The following is a 15,446-nucleotide window of genomic DNA, read 5'->3' on the forward strand; positions in this document are numbered from 1 at the left end:
GCCATGCCCCCTGTCGAGGTCAACCGAAGGGACCTGAGGATGCGACCGCAAGGTTATTACGAACGCCCCGATCCGAACCACGCGCCGATGGAAGGCCCGTTCGGTACGTTGCCGCCGCTGATCGTGGTGCTGGCGCTGGCGATGGCGGGGATCGAGGCGGCGCTGTCGCTCGGGGCCACCGGGCTCGTCGGCGGGCCGCAGGCGGTAGGCTGGCGTATCGGCGCGATCGAGGGCTGGGGTTTCGCCCCTGCGGTGCTCGACCGATTGCTGACGGGCTGGGATTGGGGCCTTGCCTCGCGGCTTCTGAGCTACCCCTTCGTCCATATGAGCATGACCCATGCGCTCTTCGCGGTGGCGCTGCTGCTGGCGCTGGGCAAGTTCGTGGGCGAGGTGCTGCATCCGGTCGCTCTGGGCGTGATGCTGGTCGCAACGACTCTGGCGGGCGGGCTGGCCTTCGGGCTGTTCATCAGCACCAACTACCCGCTGATCGGCGCCTTTCCGGCGGTCTACGGGCTGATCGGTGGTTTCACCTACCTGATGTGGTTGCAGCTCGGTCGCGCCGGCTCGAACCGGCTCGCCGCCTTCCGGCTGATCGGCGTGCTGCTGGCGCTTCAGCTCGTGTTCGGTCTGATGTTCGGCGCCGACCCCTCATGGGTGGCCGACGCCGCTGGCTTCGTGACCGGGCTCGCGCTGTCGCCGCTGCTCGCGCCGGGTGGCACCCGCGCTTTCCTCGCGCGGATGCGGGCGCGCTAGCGCCGCACCGCGCGACGGAACTCGGCGAGGCGGAACGCGCCCAGGAGCTGGCCGAAGCCGAAATAGCCGGCCATGCCGATCGCCACGAGCAGCGCCAGCGCGAGGTAGCGCACCGAGGCGGTGGCAAGGAACGGGCCGAGCAGGGCGGCGGTGCCGAGCAGCAGCGCCCCCATCAGCGCCGAGGCGCCGCAGATCCGCCATAGCCGGTGGCGGAACCGGTCGTCCCATTCGGCGGCGTGACCCATGGAGCGCGAGCCGCGCCACAACAGCCAGACCATCGCCCAACCCGCGAGAGTCGTGCCCAGCGCCGCGGCGATGAAGCCGATCACCGGGGCGAGACCCACCGCCACCACCACGTTCACCAGCATCGCAGCAAGCGCGTAGCGGAACGGCGATCGCGTGTCCTCGCGCGCGAAGAACAGCGGTTGCAGCGCCTTTTGCAGCACGAAGGCGGGCAGGCCGAGGCCGTAGACCGCCACCGCCAGCGCCGTCGCCATGGTGTCGTCGGTGGTGAAGGCGCCACGCTCGAACAGTACCGAGACCAGCGGCACCGGGATCACCACGAGCGCCACGGCGGCGGGGATGGTCAGGGCAAGGCTCATTTCGGCGGCGCGGTTGAAGGCGTCGCGCCCGCCCGCTTCGTCGCCTGCGCGCAGCCGCCGTGAGAGATCGGGCAAGAGCACCACGCCCACGGCGATGCCGACCACGCCCAAGGGCAGCTGGTAGAGCCGGTCGGCATAGTTGAGCCAGGCCACCGCGCCCTCGAAGAAGCTGGCCACCTGGCGGCCGACCAGCAGGTTGATCTGCACCACGCCGCCCGCGAGCGCCGCCGGTGCGGCGATCACGGCGAGCTTCTTCAACTCGGGCGTGAGGCGCGGCCGTGCGAGCCGCAGGTGGAAGCCCGCGCGCTTGGCGGCGATCCAGACGAGGCCGAGCTGTACTAGCCCGGCGAGCGGCACCGAGGCGGCGAGGGTGTCGCCGACCCTGAGGCCCAGCGCCCGGTCGATGCCCAGCCCGAGGCTTTCCGACGGGTCGCGCCCCATCGCCGCGCCGGCCAGCACCGCCACGATGAAGATGACGTTCAAAAGCACCGGCGCCGCCGCCGCGGCCATGAAGCGGCCCGTGGCGTTCAGCACGCCCGAGACCAGCGCCGCGAGCGAGATGAACAGGATGTAGGGAAAGGCCAGCCGCCCGTATTCGACCGCAAGCTCGAAGCGCTCGTCCTCGGCGAAGCCCGAGGCCATGGCGAAGACCAGCCCCGGCATGGCGAGGATGCCGATCACGGTGAAGATCGTGAGCAGGAAGGCCATGCCCGCGAAGGCCTCCTGCGCGAAACGCTCGGCGTCCTCGCCCGCCTCGACCTTTTTCGAGAACATCGGCACGAAGGCCATGTTGAACGCGCCCTCGGCGAAGAAGCGGCGGAACATGTTGGGCAGGGAGAAGGCCACGAGGAAGGCCTCGGCCACCGGGCCCGCGCCGAGATAGCCCGCGATCATGATGTCGCGGGCGAATCCGAAGACGCGGGAGAGGAGGGTCCAGATGCCGACGGTGAGAAAGCCCTGCACGAGGCGGATGGGCTTCAAGACACGGCCCTCCGTGCGCCCGCTTCGATGGCCTCGCGCAGGCGGCGCTCGAGCGCGCGCTGCTTCGACTCAGAATGGTATTTCAATCCGAACATGTCCTTGACGTAGAAGGTATCGACCGCCTGCTCCCCATAGGTCGCGATGACGGCGGAGGAAATATAGACGTTTGCGGCAGCCAGCGTCCGGGTCAGGTCGAACAGCAGGCCGGGGCGGTCGCGGGTATCGACCTCGATGATGGTGAAGATCTCCGAGCCTTCGTTGTCGAAGGCGATCGAGGTCGGCACCCGGAAGGCGCGCTCGCGCTTGCGGATCTTGTCGCGGTCCTTGATCGCATCGCGCGCCACCACCTCGCCGCGCAGAGTCTTGCCGATCATCTGTTCGAGCCGCGGCAGCCGGGCCTCCTCGTAGGGGTGTCCCTCGGCATCCTGAATCCAGAACACGGCGGTGCACAGCCCGTCCTTGGCGGTATAGGTGCGCGCGTCGACGATGTTGGCGCCGACCAGCGCCAGCGCCCCGGTGAGCCGCGAGAACAGCCCCGGGTGGTCGGTGGTGGCGAAGCTGACCCGCGTCGCGTCGCGATCGGCATCGAGCATCAGGTCGGTACGAATCTCGTCGGCGCCAAGGCCGCGCAGCAGATGCGCGAAGCGGACATGGCTGTCGAGCGGCAGGCCCTGCCAGTAGGGGCCGTAATGCCGCGTCGTCTCGGCCCGAAGCTCGGCCTGCGGCCAGTCCGACAGCGCCTCGCGCAGCGCCTTCTTGGCCTCGGCCTCGCGGGCGCCACGGTTGAGATCCTCCAGCCCGGTGGCCAGCGCCTCCTCGGTCGCGGTGTAAAGGCCGCGCAGCAGCATGGCCTTCCAGTTGTTCCATGTACCCGGGCCGACGCCGCGGATGTCGCAGACCGTCAGCACGCAGAGCAGGTCGAGCCGCTCCTTGGTCTTCACCGCGCGGGCGAAATCGCGCACCGTGCGCGGCTCGGCGATGTCGCGCTTCTGCGCCATGTCCGACATCAGCAGGTGATGCCGGACCAGCCATTCCACCGTTTCGGATTCCTTGCGGTTGAGACCCAGCCGTGGCGCCACGCGGCGGGCGATCTGCGCGCCCAGAACCGAATGGTCCTCGTCCCGGCCCTTGCCGATGTCGTGCAGCAGCAGCGCCACGTAGAGCACCCGGCGGTTCACCCCGGCCTTGAGGATGCCCGAGGCCACGGGCAGTTCCTCGACCAGCTCCTCGCGCTCGATCTGCGCCAGCGTCGAGATGCACTGGATGGTGTGCTCGTCCACCGTGTAGTGGTGGTACATGTTGAACTGCATCATCGCGACGATCGGCGCGAATTCGGGCAGGAACGCCGCCAGCACGCCGAGCTCGTTCATCCGTCGCAGCGCCCGCTCGGGGTTGCCGCGCCGGATCATCAGGTCGAGGAAGATGCGGTTGGCCTCCCGGTCCTCGCGCAGCTTGGCGTCGATGAGATGCAGGTTGGCCGAGATCAGCCGCATCGCGTCGGGGTGCAGCAGATGGCCGGTGCGCAGGCTTTCGTCGAAGATCCTGAGCAGGTTCACCGGCTCGGCGAGGAACGCCGCCTCGTCGGCCACGTCGAGCCGGTTATGCACGATGCGGTAGGGCGGGCGGGCGCGCTTGCGGCGCGCCAGCAGCCGGGTCAGCATCGGCTCGGATTTCAGATGCGTGGCCTCCTGCGCGGTCAGGAAGATCCGCGTCAGCTCGCCGACCCGGGTCGCGTGGCGGAAGTAATCCTGCATGAAATGCTCGACCGCGCGCCGTCCGCCGCCATCGACATAGCCCATGCGCTCGGCCACCTCGACCTGCATGTCGAAGGTGAGCTGGTCCATCGCCCGGTTGGTGATCAGGTGCAGGTGGCAGCGCACCGCCCAGAGGAAATCCTCGGCCCGCACGAACTCGGCGTATTCCTCGTCGGTGAAGACGCCGCGGCCTACCAGCTCGGCCGCGTCCTGCACGCCGTAGACGTATTTGCCGATCCAGTAGAGCGATTGCAGGTCGCGCAGGCCGCCCTTGCCCTCCTTGACGTTGGGCTCGACCACGTAGCGCTGACCGCCCTGCTTGAGGTGGCGCGCGTCGCGCTCCGCCAGCTTGGCGGCGATGAATTCGGGCGCGGTATTGCGAAACAGCTCGGTCCAGAGCCGTTCCTTGAGGCTCGCCGCCAGCGCCGTGTCGCCGGCGAGGCGGCGGCATTCGACGAGCGAGGTGCGGATCGTGAAATCCTCCTTCGCCAGCCGCAGGCAATCCTTCACGGTGCGGCTCGCATGGCCGACCTTCAACTTCAGGTCCCACAGCATGTAGAGCATCGATTCGATGACGCTCTCGGCCCAGGGCGTGATCTTCCACGGCGTCAGGAACAGCAGGTCGACGTCGGAATGCGGCGCCATCTCGCCGCGGCCGTAGCCGCCGACGCCCAGAAGCGACAGGCGCTCGCCCTCGGTGGGATTGTGCAGCGGGTGCAGCGCACGCGCGACGTCGAAGCTCGCGGTGACGATCCGGTCGGTAAGCCAGGCATGGGCCCGGGTCACAGGGCGCGCCGCGAAGGGACGCGTGGCGAAGGCGTCGGCGAGCGCCTCGCGGCCTTGGCGGCGGGCCTCTGCCAGCACCCCGACGGCGGCCCGGCGCGCGGCCATCGCGTCCCCGGCCTCGGCCATGGCCGTCTCGAGTTGCCGCGTCACGGCCTCGATGTCGAATATGTCGCGCGCCGGAAGGATCAGATCCTCCGGCGCGTCGGTCGTGTCTGGCTTCGCGAGGGACGGCGTCTTAGAAGCCGGCGCCGCGGAAGCTTGTGGGAGCAGGGTCAAGGATAACCACCTGGTTGTTGCGGATCGTGGCCACGGCCAGCCCCCGCTGGTTGGTGCCGTTGGACAGCAGCCGGAAGATCCCCGACGTGCCCTTGAAGCCCTGGCTCTGGACCAGAGCGCTCTGGGTCAGGGCGTCGGCGCGGCCAGTCGCGGCCAGCGCGCCGATGGCGGCGATCCCGTCATAGGCGAGACCGGCCAGCGGGTGCGGCTGCGCGCCATAGGTCGCCGAGTAGCGCTGCTCGAAGGCGCGCGTGCGGTTGGTGTCCGGCACAGCGAAGAGGCCGTTCTGAAGACCCGGGAGCGCCAGCGCCTGCGGCGCCGCGTCCCAGCGGGTCAGGCCCAGCATCCGCGCCTGCTGCGGCGTGATTCCGGCCTCGTTCAGCGCGGTGGCGAGGATTGGCAGATCGGCATTGACGCCCGCCGTGGTGAAGACGCCGGTGGCGCCGGAGCCGCGCACCGTCTCGGCCACGCGCGGCGCGGCGGATTGCACGCCGGCCTGGCTCAACTCGTAGGGCTGGGTCCCGGCGACGGCGCCGCCCGACCGGTTGACGGCGTTGACGATCGCGTCGCGGCCGATCGTGCCCTGCAGGTCGTTGCCATAGGCCACCACGTAACGCTGGATGCCGTTGCGCATGCCGTACTGTACCAGCCGGTCGGCGGTGTTGGCGAAGGTCGGCCCGAGGATGAAGACGTTGCCGCCGGCGATCGTCGGGTTGTTCGAGAAGGCGAGCACGTTGACGCCCTGGTTCGCCACCGCGACGCCGGCGGCGTTGGCGGCCTCGGCGTAGAGCGGCCCGAGGATGATCTGCGCGCCCTCGGACACGGCCGTGGTCGCGGCCTGCGCGGCACGGCCCGGATCGCCGGCGGTCGGGTAGACCTTCATGTCGATCTCGACATTGCCGAGATCGGCGATGGCGAGGCGGGCGGCGTTTTCGAGGTTGCTGGCGAGCAGCTGGTCGGCCCCGGAGGAGGAGCCGGCGGGCACGAGAAGCGCCACCTTCACGGGGGCGCCGGGCGTCACGCGCTGCGCATCCGAGACCGGGCCGGAGGCCACGATCGGCTGGCACGCGGCGAGCCAAACGAGTGAGAACAGGGCGAGAAGTCGGGCCGCAGCCTTGCGAGGCTGCGTCAAACGGGCGAACATGGGCATCACTTTCTCCGGCACGGGCGCGGGGCAGGTTCGCAACCAATCATAAACCGGGGCGGGCAGGGGTCCAGTGACGAATTTCGAAACACGGCCGGTGGCACCGGGGCTGCACTTCGTGGCGACGCCGATCGGCACCGCGCGCGACATCACGCTGCGGGCGCTCGACCTCTTGGCGAATGCCGACGCGCTTGCCGCCGAAGACACGCGGACGCTGCGCAAGCTCATGGAAATCCACGGGATTTCGCTGAATAACCGACCGCTTCTGGCCTATCACGACCATTCCGGCGCCGGTGATCGCAACCGCATTCTCGCGGTGCTCGAGCGTGGCGGCTCCGTGGCATATGTCTCCGAAGCCGGAACGCCGCTCGTCGCCGATCCGGGCTATGCGCTGGGCCGGGCCGCGATCGCCGCAGGGCACACGGTTCTGGCGGCGCCCGGCGCCTCGGCGGTGCTGGCGGCGCTGGCGGTCTCCGGGCTGCCCACCGACCGTTTCGCCTTCGCGGGCTTTTTGCCCCCCGCCAAGACCCAGCGCGAGACCGAGATCGCGGCGCTCAGGTCGCTGCCCTTCACGCTGGTGCTCTATGAGAGCCCCAAGCGCGTTCACGAATTGTTGGGAAGTTTGCGCGACATTCTGGGGGCGGACCGGCCCGTGGCGCTGTGCCGCGAACTGACCAAGCGGTTCGAGGAGGTGATCCGTGGCACGGCGGCCGAGGTCTGCGCGGCGATCGAGGGCCGCACGCTCAAGGGCGAGATCGTTGTGCTCGTCGGCCGGGCCGAGACCGAAGAGGTCACCGGGGCCGATCTGGAAACCGCGCTGCGCGACGCGATGCGCACGATGCGCATGAAGGACGCGGCGACGGCGGTGGCCGGTGCGCTGGGGCTGCCGCGCCGCGAGGTCTATCAGGCGGCGCTCGCGCTGGAGAAAGGGACCGATGATGCAGATGGGGACGAGAGCTGACAGCGGAAGGGCGGTACGTGCGACAGCCCGGACGCAGGGCTTTGATACGCTGGCGATGCCGTGGCGATGGCTGCGAAGCATCGCGTCTCTTTCCAGCCATCTTCTTCTGTGGCCGGAACAGACAGGCCGGATCCGATCACCCGCGCTCATCCGTAACCCCCGCCCTCAACAGAGGTCGATGAGCCGGCCTGAACGGCCCAGATGACCCATGCCCAGCACGTGGAGCGCGGCTGCCGCGCCCGGCTGTCGGGGCTTGCCGCCGAGGACAGCGTCGCGCGGCATTACGCGCGCAGCGGCCGTGCCGTTTTGGCACGGCGTTGGCGGGGCCCGGGCGGCGAGATCGATCTGATCGTCCGCGAGGGCGCGCGGCTCGTCTTCGTCGAGGTCAAGGCCAGCCGCAGCTTCGATGCCGCCACGGTGCAGCTGGGCCGTCGCCAGATGGAACGCATCTGCCGTTCCGCCGAGGCCTATTGCGGCGAGATGCCTGACGGGGCGCTGACCGAAATGCGCTTCGACCTCGCGCTGGTCGACGGGCAGGGCGCGGTGCGGGTGATCGAGAACGCCTTTGACGGCGGCTGAAGCGGGACCCGCCCTGTGCGCGGGAGCGCAGGCGCGGCGCATTGCGGAGCGGGCGCGCTTCGGGCATGGATCGGGAACCGCATTCCCAGCGAAAGATCGCCGCCATGCCCAAGCCTCTCAAGGTCGCCCTCCAGATGGACCCGATCGGCAGCGTCAACATCGACGCCGACACCACCTTTCGCATCGGCGAGGAGGCGCAGGCGCGCGGGCACGAGCTGTTCTACTACACCCCCGACCGCCTCGCCTTTCAGGAAGGGCGGGTGACGGCGCGGGGCTGGCCGCTGGAGCTGCGCCGCGAAAAGGGCAACCATTACAGCCTCGGCGAGGAGCGGGAGGTCGACCTGTCGGAGATGGACGTGGTCTGGCTGCGCCAGGACCCGCCCTTCGACATGGGCTACATCACCACCACGCATCTCTTGGACATGATTCACCCCGGCACGCTGGTGGTGAACGACCCCTTCTGGGTGCGCAATTACCCCGAGAAGCTGCTGGTCCTGAACTTTCCCGACCTGACGCCGCCGACCGCCATCGCCCGCGATCTGGCGACGCTGCGGTCGTTCCGCGACCGGCACGGAGACATCATCCTCAAGCCGCTCTACGGCAATGGCGGCGCCGGGGTGTTCAAGCTGCACAGCCGGGACGGCAACCTCGCCTCGCTGCACGAGATGTTCTCGGGCATCAACCGCGAGCCGCTGATCGTGCAGAAATACCTGCCCGACGTGACCAAGGGCGACAAGCGGGTGCTGCTGGTCGATGGCGAGCCGGTGGGCGCGATCAACCGCGTGCCGGCCAAGGGCGAGACCCGCTCGAACATGCATGTCGGTGGCCGACCCGAAAAGGTCGAGCTGACCGCGCGCGACCGCGAAATCTGCGAGAAGATCGGGCCGCTTCTGCGGGAGAAGGGCCAGATCCTCGTCGGCATCGACGTGATCGGCGACTGGCTCACCGAGATCAACGTGACCTCGCCCACCGGCATCCAGGAGCTGGAGCGCTTCGACGGCATCAACGTCGCAGCGAAGATCTGGGAAGCGATCGAGGCGAAGCGCTAGGTTTCGTCGCCCGGCCTCAGGGCGCGCGGTTCGACGCGAGCCGATAGCCGACCGCCTCGGCCACATGGGGCCGCCGGACCGTCTTCGACCCGTCCAGATCGGCGATGGTCCGCGCCACCCGCAGCACCCGATGGTAGCCGCGCGCCGACAGGCCGAAGCGCTCGGCCACCCGCAGCAACAATTCGCGGCCCTCGGTGTCAGGGGCCGCGATGTCCTCCAGAAGCTGTCCTTCGGCATCGGCGTTGACCCGCGCCGCCATTCCCTCGAAGCGCGCCGTCTGGATTTCCCGCGCCGCCGACACCCGGAGCGCGACCTCGGCCGAGCCCTCGGCGGGATCGGGCAGGTCGAGATCGGTGAAGGCGACGGGCGGCACCTCGACCCGCAGGTCGATCCGGTCGAGGAGCGGTCCGGAGATCCGCCCGAGATAGTCCTCGCCGCAGGCCGGGGCCCGGGCGCAGGCCCGATCCGGATCCGAGAGATAGCCGCAGCGGCAGGGGTTCGCGGCGGCGACCAGCAGGAACCGGCAGGGATAGCGCAGATGCGCATTGGCGCGCGCCACCACCACCTCGCCGGTCTCGATCGGCTGGCGCAGCGTCTCGAGCACCGTGCGCGGAAACTCGGGCAACTCGTCCATGAACAGCACGCCGTTATGCGCAAGGCTGATCTCGCCGGGCTTCGCGTCGCGCCCGCCGCCGGCGATCGCGGCGATGGAGGCGGTGTGATGCGGTTCGCGAAAGGGGCGGGCGCGACTGATCCCGCCTTCGGTCAGAAGCCCCGACACGGAATGGATCATCGAGGTTTCCAGGGCCTCCACCGGCGAGAGCGGCGGCAGCAGCCCCGGCAGGCGGGCGGCGAGCATTGATTTGCCCGATCCCGGCGTGCCCAGAAGCAGCAGGTGATGCCGGCCGGCGGCGGCGATCTCAAGCGCCCGCTTGGCGCGCTCCTGCCCCTTCACGTCGCGCAGGTCGCGGGGCGAGACGCAGGCGGGCGCGATCCCCGCCTGCGCGGGTTCGAGCGGTTGCTGGCCGGTGAAATGCCGGATGGCTCGGGCCAGCGAGGGGGCCGCGATCACCTCGACCGCCTCGACCCAGGCCGCCTCGGCGCCGCAGGCGGCGGGGCAGAGCAGGCGCCGCGCCTCCTCGGCCGCGGCCATCGCGGCGGGCAGAGCGCCGATCACCGGCACCAGATCGCCCGAGAGGGACAGCTCGCCCAAGGCCACGGTGCCGGCCACCTCATCCTCGGGAAGCACCTCGATCGCGGCCAGCAGCGCCAGCGCGATCGGCAGATCGAAATGCGAGCCTTCCTTCGGCAGGTCGGCGGGCGAAAGATTCACCGTCACCTTCTTGGAAGGCAGGGCGATGGAGAGAGCCGAGAGCGCCGCGCGCACCCGCTCGCGCGCCTCGCTCACCGCCTTGTTCGGCAGGCCGACGATGGTAAAGCCGGGCAGCCCCGCGGTCACGGCGCATTGCACCTCGACGAGCCGCGCCTCCACCCCCTCGAAGGCCACCGTATAGGCCCGCGCCACCATGTCGCCGCCCCCCTTGTCCGTCCCGCTAGGCTCGCGCGGGAATGGTTCAGGAAGGGTTAACCGTCGTCGTCAAGTTCGGGGGGCGGTCGGAGCGGCGTCGGCAGGTTTGGAAGGGTGTTCAGGGGAGGGCGTTGATCTCGATCACCCGCCAGACGCCGTCCTCGCGGCTCAGCCGGGTCAACGACAGCGGCTCGATCCGGTGGCCGAAGACCTCCAGCGCCTCGCAGCCGAGCGCGCGTTGCAGTTGGGTCAGGATCACCCCGAAATGCGCCACCACGATCAGGTCGCCACCGTTCCAGAGCCGGTCGATGGCCCCATCGCAACGGGCACGCAACGCGTTCCAGCTTTCGCCGCCCGGCGGAGCGACATCGCCGGGCCGATCCCAGAAGTCGCGGATCAGCGCCGGGGTCTCGGCCTCGATCTCGTCGTGCCGCCGCAACTCCCAGTCGCCGAAATGCATTTCGCGCAGCGCCCGCTCATGCGCAAGGCGTGGCCGGTCCCGCGCAAGCGCATCGGCGGTTCGCACCGCCCGGTCCAGATCCGAGGAAACCACCGGCGCCTCAGGCAGCCGGGCCGAGAGCCGCGCCAGCGCCGCCAGATCGGACAGGTCGGCGGGCAGGTCGGACCAACCGCACATGCCCTTGGCATGGGTGGGCCCGTGCCGGATCAGCCACAGCCCGCTCATGGCATTTCGCCCTTGAGCGCGAAGGGCAGCCCCGCCATCACCCCGATCACCGTGTCGGCCCGCGCGGCGAGACGTCGGTTGAAGCCGCCCTGCGCGGCGCGAAACCGCCGTGCGAGCGCGTTCTCCGGTACGATCCCGGCGCCGACCTCGTTCGAGACCACGATGACCGGGGCAGGGCAGTCGGCGAGGGCCGCGAAGAGCCGCGCTTCCTCGGCGTCCAGATCGGCCTTTGCGAGAAGCAGGTTCGAAAGCCACAGCGTCGCGCAGTCGAGCAGCGCGATCTCGCCGGTCGCAAGGCTGGAAATGGCCGAACCCGGGTCGAGCGGTGTCTCGACCGTGCGCCAGCCGGGGCCGCGCGACCGGCGGTGCCTCTCGATCTTTTCTTCCATCTCGCGATCGAAGGCCTGCCCGGTGGCGATGTAGACGAGCCGCTTCTCGGCCTTTCTCGCAAGGCTTTCGGCAAAATCCGACTTGCCCGATGCGGCCCCGCCTAGAACCAGCGTCAAATTCTGCAAGGTCATGTCGGAAACTTTCTCGAAGGGTGCCGCGTTAACGGGTCAGCAAGGTGACTAGCAGGCCGTCCGGCCATGGCAAGCGCACCGACCCTCTAATGTCCCGGGGACGATGACATGGCTTTTGACGGATTTGCGGACCAGTCGATGACCCGCAACGCGATGCGGGCAGAACTCCTAGACGCCGAGACCGAACTGCGACTCGCCTATGCCTGGCGCGACCAGCGTTGCGAGAAATCGCTGCACCGGCTCATCACCGCCTATATGCGCCTCGCCATCTCCATGGCTTCGAAATTCCGCCGCTACGGCGCGCCGATGAACGACCTCATTCAGGAGGCCTCGCTCGGTCTCATGAAGGCGGCCGACAAGTTCGACCCCGATCGCGGCGTGCGCTTCTCGACCTATGCCGTCTGGTGGATCAAGGCGTCGATCCAGGACTACGTGATGCGCAACTGGTCGATGGTGCGCACCGGCTCGACCTCGTCCCAGAAATCGCTGTTCTTCAACATGCGCCGGGTGCAGGCCCGGATCGAGCGCGAAGCCGCGGCCGAAGGGCGCGAGCTCGATGGCGCGACGCTGCGCAAGATGATCGCCAAGGAGGTGGGCGTACCGCTCGCCGATGTGGAGATGATGGAGGGTCGCCTGTCCGGGTCCGATTTCTCGCTCAACGCGACGCAGTCGACCGAGGATGAGGGGCGCGAATGGATCGAGGCGCTCGAAGACGAGGGCATTCAGGCCGCGGAGCTGGTCCAGAACAACCACGACACCGACATGCTGCGCCAATGGCTGCTCTCGGCGCTCTCGGCGCTCAATGCCCGCGAGCAGTTCATCGTGCGCGAGCGCAAGCTGCGTGACGAGCCGCGTACGCTCGAAAGCCTCGGCGACGAGCTGGGGCTGTCGAAGGAGCGTGTACGCCAGCTCGAGGCGGCCGCCTTCGGCAAGATGCGCCGCAGCCTCGAGGCTCAGTCGCGCGAGGTCCGCGGCTTCTTCGCCTGAGCCGTCGATTGCCCCCGCCGCATCAAAGCCCTAGGGTCGCCCCGCATTGACTGCGGGGCGAAGCCATGTCGCACATCCTCCTGATCATCGGCGGCGGCATCGCGGCCTACAAGTCGCTGGAGCTGATCCGGCAGCTATCGAAAGCGGGTCATGAGGTGACGCCGGTCATGACCGAAAGCGCGGCCCAGTTCGTCACGCCGCTCTCGGTCTCGGCCCTCGCAGGCAGAAAGGTTCACGAGGCGCTGTTCGACCTCACCGCCGAGGCGGAGATGGGGCATATCCAGCTGTCGCGCGTGGCCGACCTGTTGGTGGTAGCCCCCGCCACGGCCGAAATGATGGCCAAGATGGCGCAGGGCCGGGCTTCGGATCTCGCCTCGACGCTGCTCCTCGCCACCGACACGCCGGTGCTGATCGCGCCCGCGATGAACGTCCGGATGTGGGAGCATCCCGCGACCCGGCGTAACCTCGCGACCTTGAAGGGCGACGGCGTCATGGTGGTCGGCCCCGATGCGGGCGAGATGGCCTGCGGCGAATACGGGCCGGGGCGGATGTCCGAACCCGCCGCGATCATCGCCGCGATCGAGGCCGCTCTCGCTCCCGCCGATCGTCCGCTTTCGGGGCGTCACGTGCTTGTCACTTCGGGGCCTACCCATGAGCCGATCGACCCGGTGCGCTATATCGCCAACCGCTCGTCGGGTGCGCAGGGCACGGCCATCGCGACGGCGCTGCTGCGGCTGGGGGCGCGGGTCACCTTCGTGACCGGCCCGGCCAGCGCCGCCCCGCCGGAAGGCGCGGAGATCGTGGCGGTCGAAACCGCGGCCGAGATGCTCGCCGCCGTCGAGGCGGCGCTGCCCGCCGACGCGGCGATCTTTGCCGCCGCCGTGGCCGACTGGCGTGTCGGGACCGCTTCGGACCGAAAGATCAAGAAGCGCGCCGGGGCGCTGCCCGACCTGTCGCTGGCCGAGAATGCCGACATCCTTGCGCGGGTCGCGGGCATGGCGGTGGGACGGCCCGAGCTCGTCGTGGGCTTTGCCGCCGAGACCGATGACGTGATCGCCAACGCCACCGCCAAGCGGGCGCGCAAGGGGTGCGACTGGATCGTCGCCAATGACGTCTCCCCGGGCACCGGGATCATGGGTGGCGCCGAGAACGCGGTGACGCTGATCACCGAGGAAGGGGCCGAGGAATGGCCCCGCATGGCCAAGCGGGCGGTGGCCGAGCGGCTCGCGCAGAGGCTGGCCGAGGCGCTGGGCCGGGCTGGCGGGACCGCCTCCGGCGGGCGTATTTGAGGAAAGATGAACATGGGATCGCGCATCGGGGTGAGGCTGTGCTGGACCGACACGGCGGACCGGTCGCTGCCGTTGCCGACCTACCAGACGGCAGGGGCGGCCGGGGCGGATCTGGTCGCCAATCTCGACCCGCTCGACCGCGAGGCGGGGATCCCGCTCGTCCCGGGAGCCCGTGCCCTGGTGCCCACGGGGCTGCGCGTCGCGGTGCCCGAAGGCTATGAGTTGCAGCTGCGGCCCCGGTCGGGGCTGGCGCTGAAGCACGGCATCACCCTGCCGAACAGCCCCGGCACCATCGACAGCGACTATCGCGGGCCCTTGGGGGTGATCGTCATGAATGCCGGGCAGGAAAGCTTTACCATCGCCCATGGCATGCGCATCGCCCAAGCGGTGCTGGCGCCCGTGGTCACGGCAGTCTTCGATCTGGCCACGGATCTCGACGACACGGCGCGCGGGCAGGGCGGCTTCGGCTCGACCGGGGGAATCGCATGATCCTGGTCGGCGTGATGATCGCCGCGCTTTGGGGCATCGGCGCGCTGACCGGCGCGCCGCGCCGTGCCCGGCTCTACATGATCGGTCTCTTGATGACCGGCGTGATCGCCGCGCATCTGGTGTTGCCCGACGGTCATCCGCTGCGCGAGGCGATGGGCGGCGAAGCGGCGTTCTGGCTGCTGCTTCTGGCGGGTGGCGCGCTGGTCTGGCTTTATTCCAAGGGGCTGCGACGGTTGAAAGCGCGTGCGGCACCTGCCGCCGTTCCGGCCCCGCGCAAGGGGTTCTCGGAAACCGAACTGACCCGCTATGCGCGCCACATCACCCTGCGCGAGATCGGCGGGCCGGGGCAGGGTGCGCTCAGGCGCGCGAGGGTGCTGGTCGTGGGCGCGGGTGGCCTGGGCTGCCCGGCGCTGACCTATCTCGCGGCCTCGGGCGTCGGCACCATCGGCGTGATCGACGACGACGCGGTGGATCTGAGCAATCTCGGGCGGCAGGTGCTGTTCGACGAGGCGCAGATCGGCATGCCCAAGGTCCACGCCGCCGCCGCCAAGCTGCGCGCGCAGAACCCGCATGTGGAGATCCGGCCCTATGAACGCCGCCTGACGCCCGAAATCGCCGGGGATCTCTTCGAGGATTACGACCTCGTGCTCGACGGCACCGACAACTTCGCCACCCGCGAGGCGGTCAACGCCGCCGCCGTCGCGACCGCCAAGCCGCTCGTGGCGGCGGCCTTAACGCAATGGGAAGGGCAGATCTCGCTCTACGAGCCGGCGCGCGGCACGCCCTGCTGGGCCTGCGTCTTTCCCGAGCGGCCCGACGCCTCGCTCATCCCCTCCTGTGCCGAGGCGGGGGTGTTGTCGCCGCTGCCGGGCATCGTCGGCGCGACGATGGCGGCCGAGGCGATCAAGCGGCTGACGGGGGCGGGCGAGACACTGGCGGGGCGGCTGGCGATCATCGACACGCTCTATGCCGAGAACCGCAGCATCGCGATCCGGCCTCGCCCGGGCTGCCCGGTCTGCGGCGGGCGGGGGCTGGAAGCGGGGGCCGTGCGCCCATAGGTTT

The 15,446-nt window shown here is 69.5% G+C and carries 14 protein-coding genes; 8 read left to right on the forward strand and 6 right to left on the reverse strand.

The features are described from left to right. Positions 1-39: 39 nt before the first annotated feature. On the forward strand, positions 40-753 hold the full coding sequence (locus ACRAQ3_RS02015) for a rhomboid family intramembrane serine protease (RefSeq protein WP_432255473.1): 714 nt from the start codon (positions 40-42) through the stop codon (positions 751-753). On the opposite strand, the gene murJ is transcribed toward ACRAQ3_RS02015, so the two are convergent. Genes murJ through ACRAQ3_RS02030 form a run of 3 tightly spaced genes read right to left on the reverse strand, consistent with a single transcriptional unit; the run spans position 750 to position 6,296 of the window. Then, complete coding sequence (murJ, locus tag ACRAQ3_RS02020; RefSeq protein WP_432255474.1) at positions 750-2,336, reverse strand: murein biosynthesis integral membrane protein MurJ; 1,587 nt, start codon at positions 2,334-2,336, stop codon at positions 750-752. The genes ACRAQ3_RS02015 and murJ overlap by 4 nt on opposite strands. Continuing rightward, positions 2,333-5,152 (reverse strand): [protein-PII] uridylyltransferase, encoded by a 2,820-nt coding sequence (locus tag ACRAQ3_RS02025; protein WP_432255475.1) that lies wholly within the window; start codon positions 5,150-5,152, stop codon positions 2,333-2,335. The genes murJ and ACRAQ3_RS02025 overlap by 4 nt, the downstream gene beginning before the upstream one ends. Next, the gene (locus tag ACRAQ3_RS02030) at positions 5,112-6,296 is read right to left on the reverse strand and encodes a penicillin-binding protein activator (RefSeq protein ID WP_432256252.1); all 1,185 of its coding nucleotides are present in this window, start codon (positions 6,294-6,296) and stop codon (positions 5,112-5,114) included. Before ACRAQ3_RS02030 ends, ACRAQ3_RS02025 begins: the two co-directional genes overlap by 41 nt. Before the next feature lie 73 nt (positions 6,297-6,369). Here ACRAQ3_RS02030 and rsmI point away from each other — a divergent pair, with 73 nt between their 5' ends. From rsmI to gshB, 3 genes are all read left to right on the forward strand, one after another. Then, positions 6,370-7,257: a 16S rRNA (cytidine(1402)-2'-O)-methyltransferase gene (gene rsmI / locus ACRAQ3_RS02035; RefSeq protein WP_432255476.1), complete on the forward strand. Its 888-nt coding sequence runs from the start codon at positions 6,370-6,372 to the stop codon at positions 7,255-7,257. Positions 7,258-7,458: 201 nt separating this feature from the next. Further along, positions 7,459-7,836 (forward strand): YraN family protein, encoded by a 378-nt coding sequence (locus ACRAQ3_RS02040; protein WP_432255477.1) that lies wholly within the window; start codon positions 7,459-7,461, stop codon positions 7,834-7,836. 104 nt (positions 7,837-7,940) lie between these two features. Further along, positions 7,941-8,885 (forward strand): glutathione synthase, encoded by a 945-nt coding sequence (gshB, locus tag ACRAQ3_RS02045; RefSeq protein WP_432255478.1) that lies wholly within the window; start codon positions 7,941-7,943, stop codon positions 8,883-8,885. Between the two features lie 16 nt (positions 8,886-8,901). Here gshB and ACRAQ3_RS02050 read toward each other — a convergent pair whose 3' ends face one another. The 3 genes from ACRAQ3_RS02050 to cobU form a co-directional block, all read right to left on the reverse strand. After that, on the reverse strand, positions 8,902-10,413 hold the full coding sequence (locus tag ACRAQ3_RS02050; RefSeq protein WP_432255479.1) for a YifB family Mg chelatase-like AAA ATPase: 1,512 nt from the start codon (positions 10,411-10,413) through the stop codon (positions 8,902-8,904). 118 nt (positions 10,414-10,531) lie between these two features. Beyond that, positions 10,532-11,098, reverse strand: a complete 567-nt coding sequence (locus tag ACRAQ3_RS02055) for a histidine phosphatase family protein (RefSeq protein ID WP_432255480.1) — start codon at positions 11,096-11,098, stop codon at positions 10,532-10,534. Continuing rightward, positions 11,095-11,619, reverse strand: a complete 525-nt coding sequence (gene cobU / locus ACRAQ3_RS02060) for a bifunctional adenosylcobinamide kinase/adenosylcobinamide-phosphate guanylyltransferase (protein WP_432255481.1) — start codon at positions 11,617-11,619, stop codon at positions 11,095-11,097. Before cobU ends, ACRAQ3_RS02055 begins: the two co-directional genes overlap by 4 nt. A 108-nt stretch (positions 11,620-11,727) precedes the next feature. Here cobU and ACRAQ3_RS02065 point away from each other — a divergent pair, with 108 nt between their 5' ends. The 4 genes from ACRAQ3_RS02065 (at position 11,728) to ACRAQ3_RS02080 (ending at position 15,442) form a co-directional block, all read left to right on the forward strand. After that, positions 11,728-12,606, forward strand: a complete 879-nt coding sequence (locus tag ACRAQ3_RS02065) for an RNA polymerase factor sigma-32 (protein ID WP_432255482.1) — start codon at positions 11,728-11,730, stop codon at positions 12,604-12,606. A gap of 65 nt (positions 12,607-12,671) precedes the next feature. Continuing rightward, a complete protein-coding gene (coaBC, locus tag ACRAQ3_RS02070) occupies positions 12,672-13,895 on the forward strand; it encodes a bifunctional phosphopantothenoylcysteine decarboxylase/phosphopantothenate--cysteine ligase CoaBC (protein ID WP_432255483.1) in 1,224 nt (407 codons plus the stop codon). Between the two features lie 6 nt (positions 13,896-13,901). Then, positions 13,902-14,384, forward strand: coding sequence for a dUTP diphosphatase (gene dut, locus ACRAQ3_RS02075; protein ID WP_432255484.1), 483 nt, complete (start codon positions 13,902-13,904; stop codon positions 14,382-14,384). After that, positions 14,381-15,442 (forward strand): HesA/MoeB/ThiF family protein, encoded by a 1,062-nt coding sequence (locus tag ACRAQ3_RS02080; RefSeq protein WP_432255485.1) that lies wholly within the window; start codon positions 14,381-14,383, stop codon positions 15,440-15,442. The genes dut and ACRAQ3_RS02080 overlap by 4 nt, the downstream gene beginning before the upstream one ends. Positions 15,443-15,446: the final 4 nt, after the last annotated feature.

Origin of the sequence: Limimaricola sp. AA108-03, from assembly GCF_050847355.1 — a bacterium.
GTDB lineage: Bacteria > Pseudomonadota > Alphaproteobacteria > Rhodobacterales > Rhodobacteraceae > Limimaricola.

Bases quoted from the DNA above. Each gene is read 5' to 3' on its own strand.
- ACRAQ3_RS02015 (WP_432255473.1), top strand. From the start codon at position 40: ATGCGACCGCAAGGTTATTACGAACGCCCCGATCCGAACCACGCGCCG.
- ACRAQ3_RS02030 (WP_432256252.1), bottom strand. From the start codon at position 6,296: ATGTTCGCCCGTTTGACGCAGCCTCGCAAGGCTGCGGCCCGACTTCTC.
- ACRAQ3_RS02040 (WP_432255477.1), top strand. From the start codon at position 7,459: ATGACCCATGCCCAGCACGTGGAGCGCGGCTGCCGCGCCCGGCTGTCG.
- gshB (WP_432255478.1), top strand. From the start codon at position 7,941: ATGCCCAAGCCTCTCAAGGTCGCCCTCCAGATGGACCCGATCGGCAGC.
- ACRAQ3_RS02050 (WP_432255479.1), bottom strand. From the start codon at position 10,413: ATGGTGGCGCGGGCCTATACGGTGGCCTTCGAGGGGGTGGAGGCGCGG.
- ACRAQ3_RS02055 (WP_432255480.1), bottom strand. From the start codon at position 11,098: ATGAGCGGGCTGTGGCTGATCCGGCACGGGCCCACCCATGCCAAGGGC.
- cobU (WP_432255481.1), bottom strand. From the start codon at position 11,619: ATGACCTTGCAGAATTTGACGCTGGTTCTAGGCGGGGCCGCATCGGGC.
- ACRAQ3_RS02065 (WP_432255482.1), top strand. From the start codon at position 11,728: ATGGCTTTTGACGGATTTGCGGACCAGTCGATGACCCGCAACGCGATG.
- coaBC (WP_432255483.1), top strand. From the start codon at position 12,672: ATGTCGCACATCCTCCTGATCATCGGCGGCGGCATCGCGGCCTACAAG.
- dut (WP_432255484.1), top strand. From the start codon at position 13,902: ATGAACATGGGATCGCGCATCGGGGTGAGGCTGTGCTGGACCGACACG.
- ACRAQ3_RS02080 (WP_432255485.1), top strand. From the start codon at position 14,381: ATGATCCTGGTCGGCGTGATGATCGCCGCGCTTTGGGGCATCGGCGCG.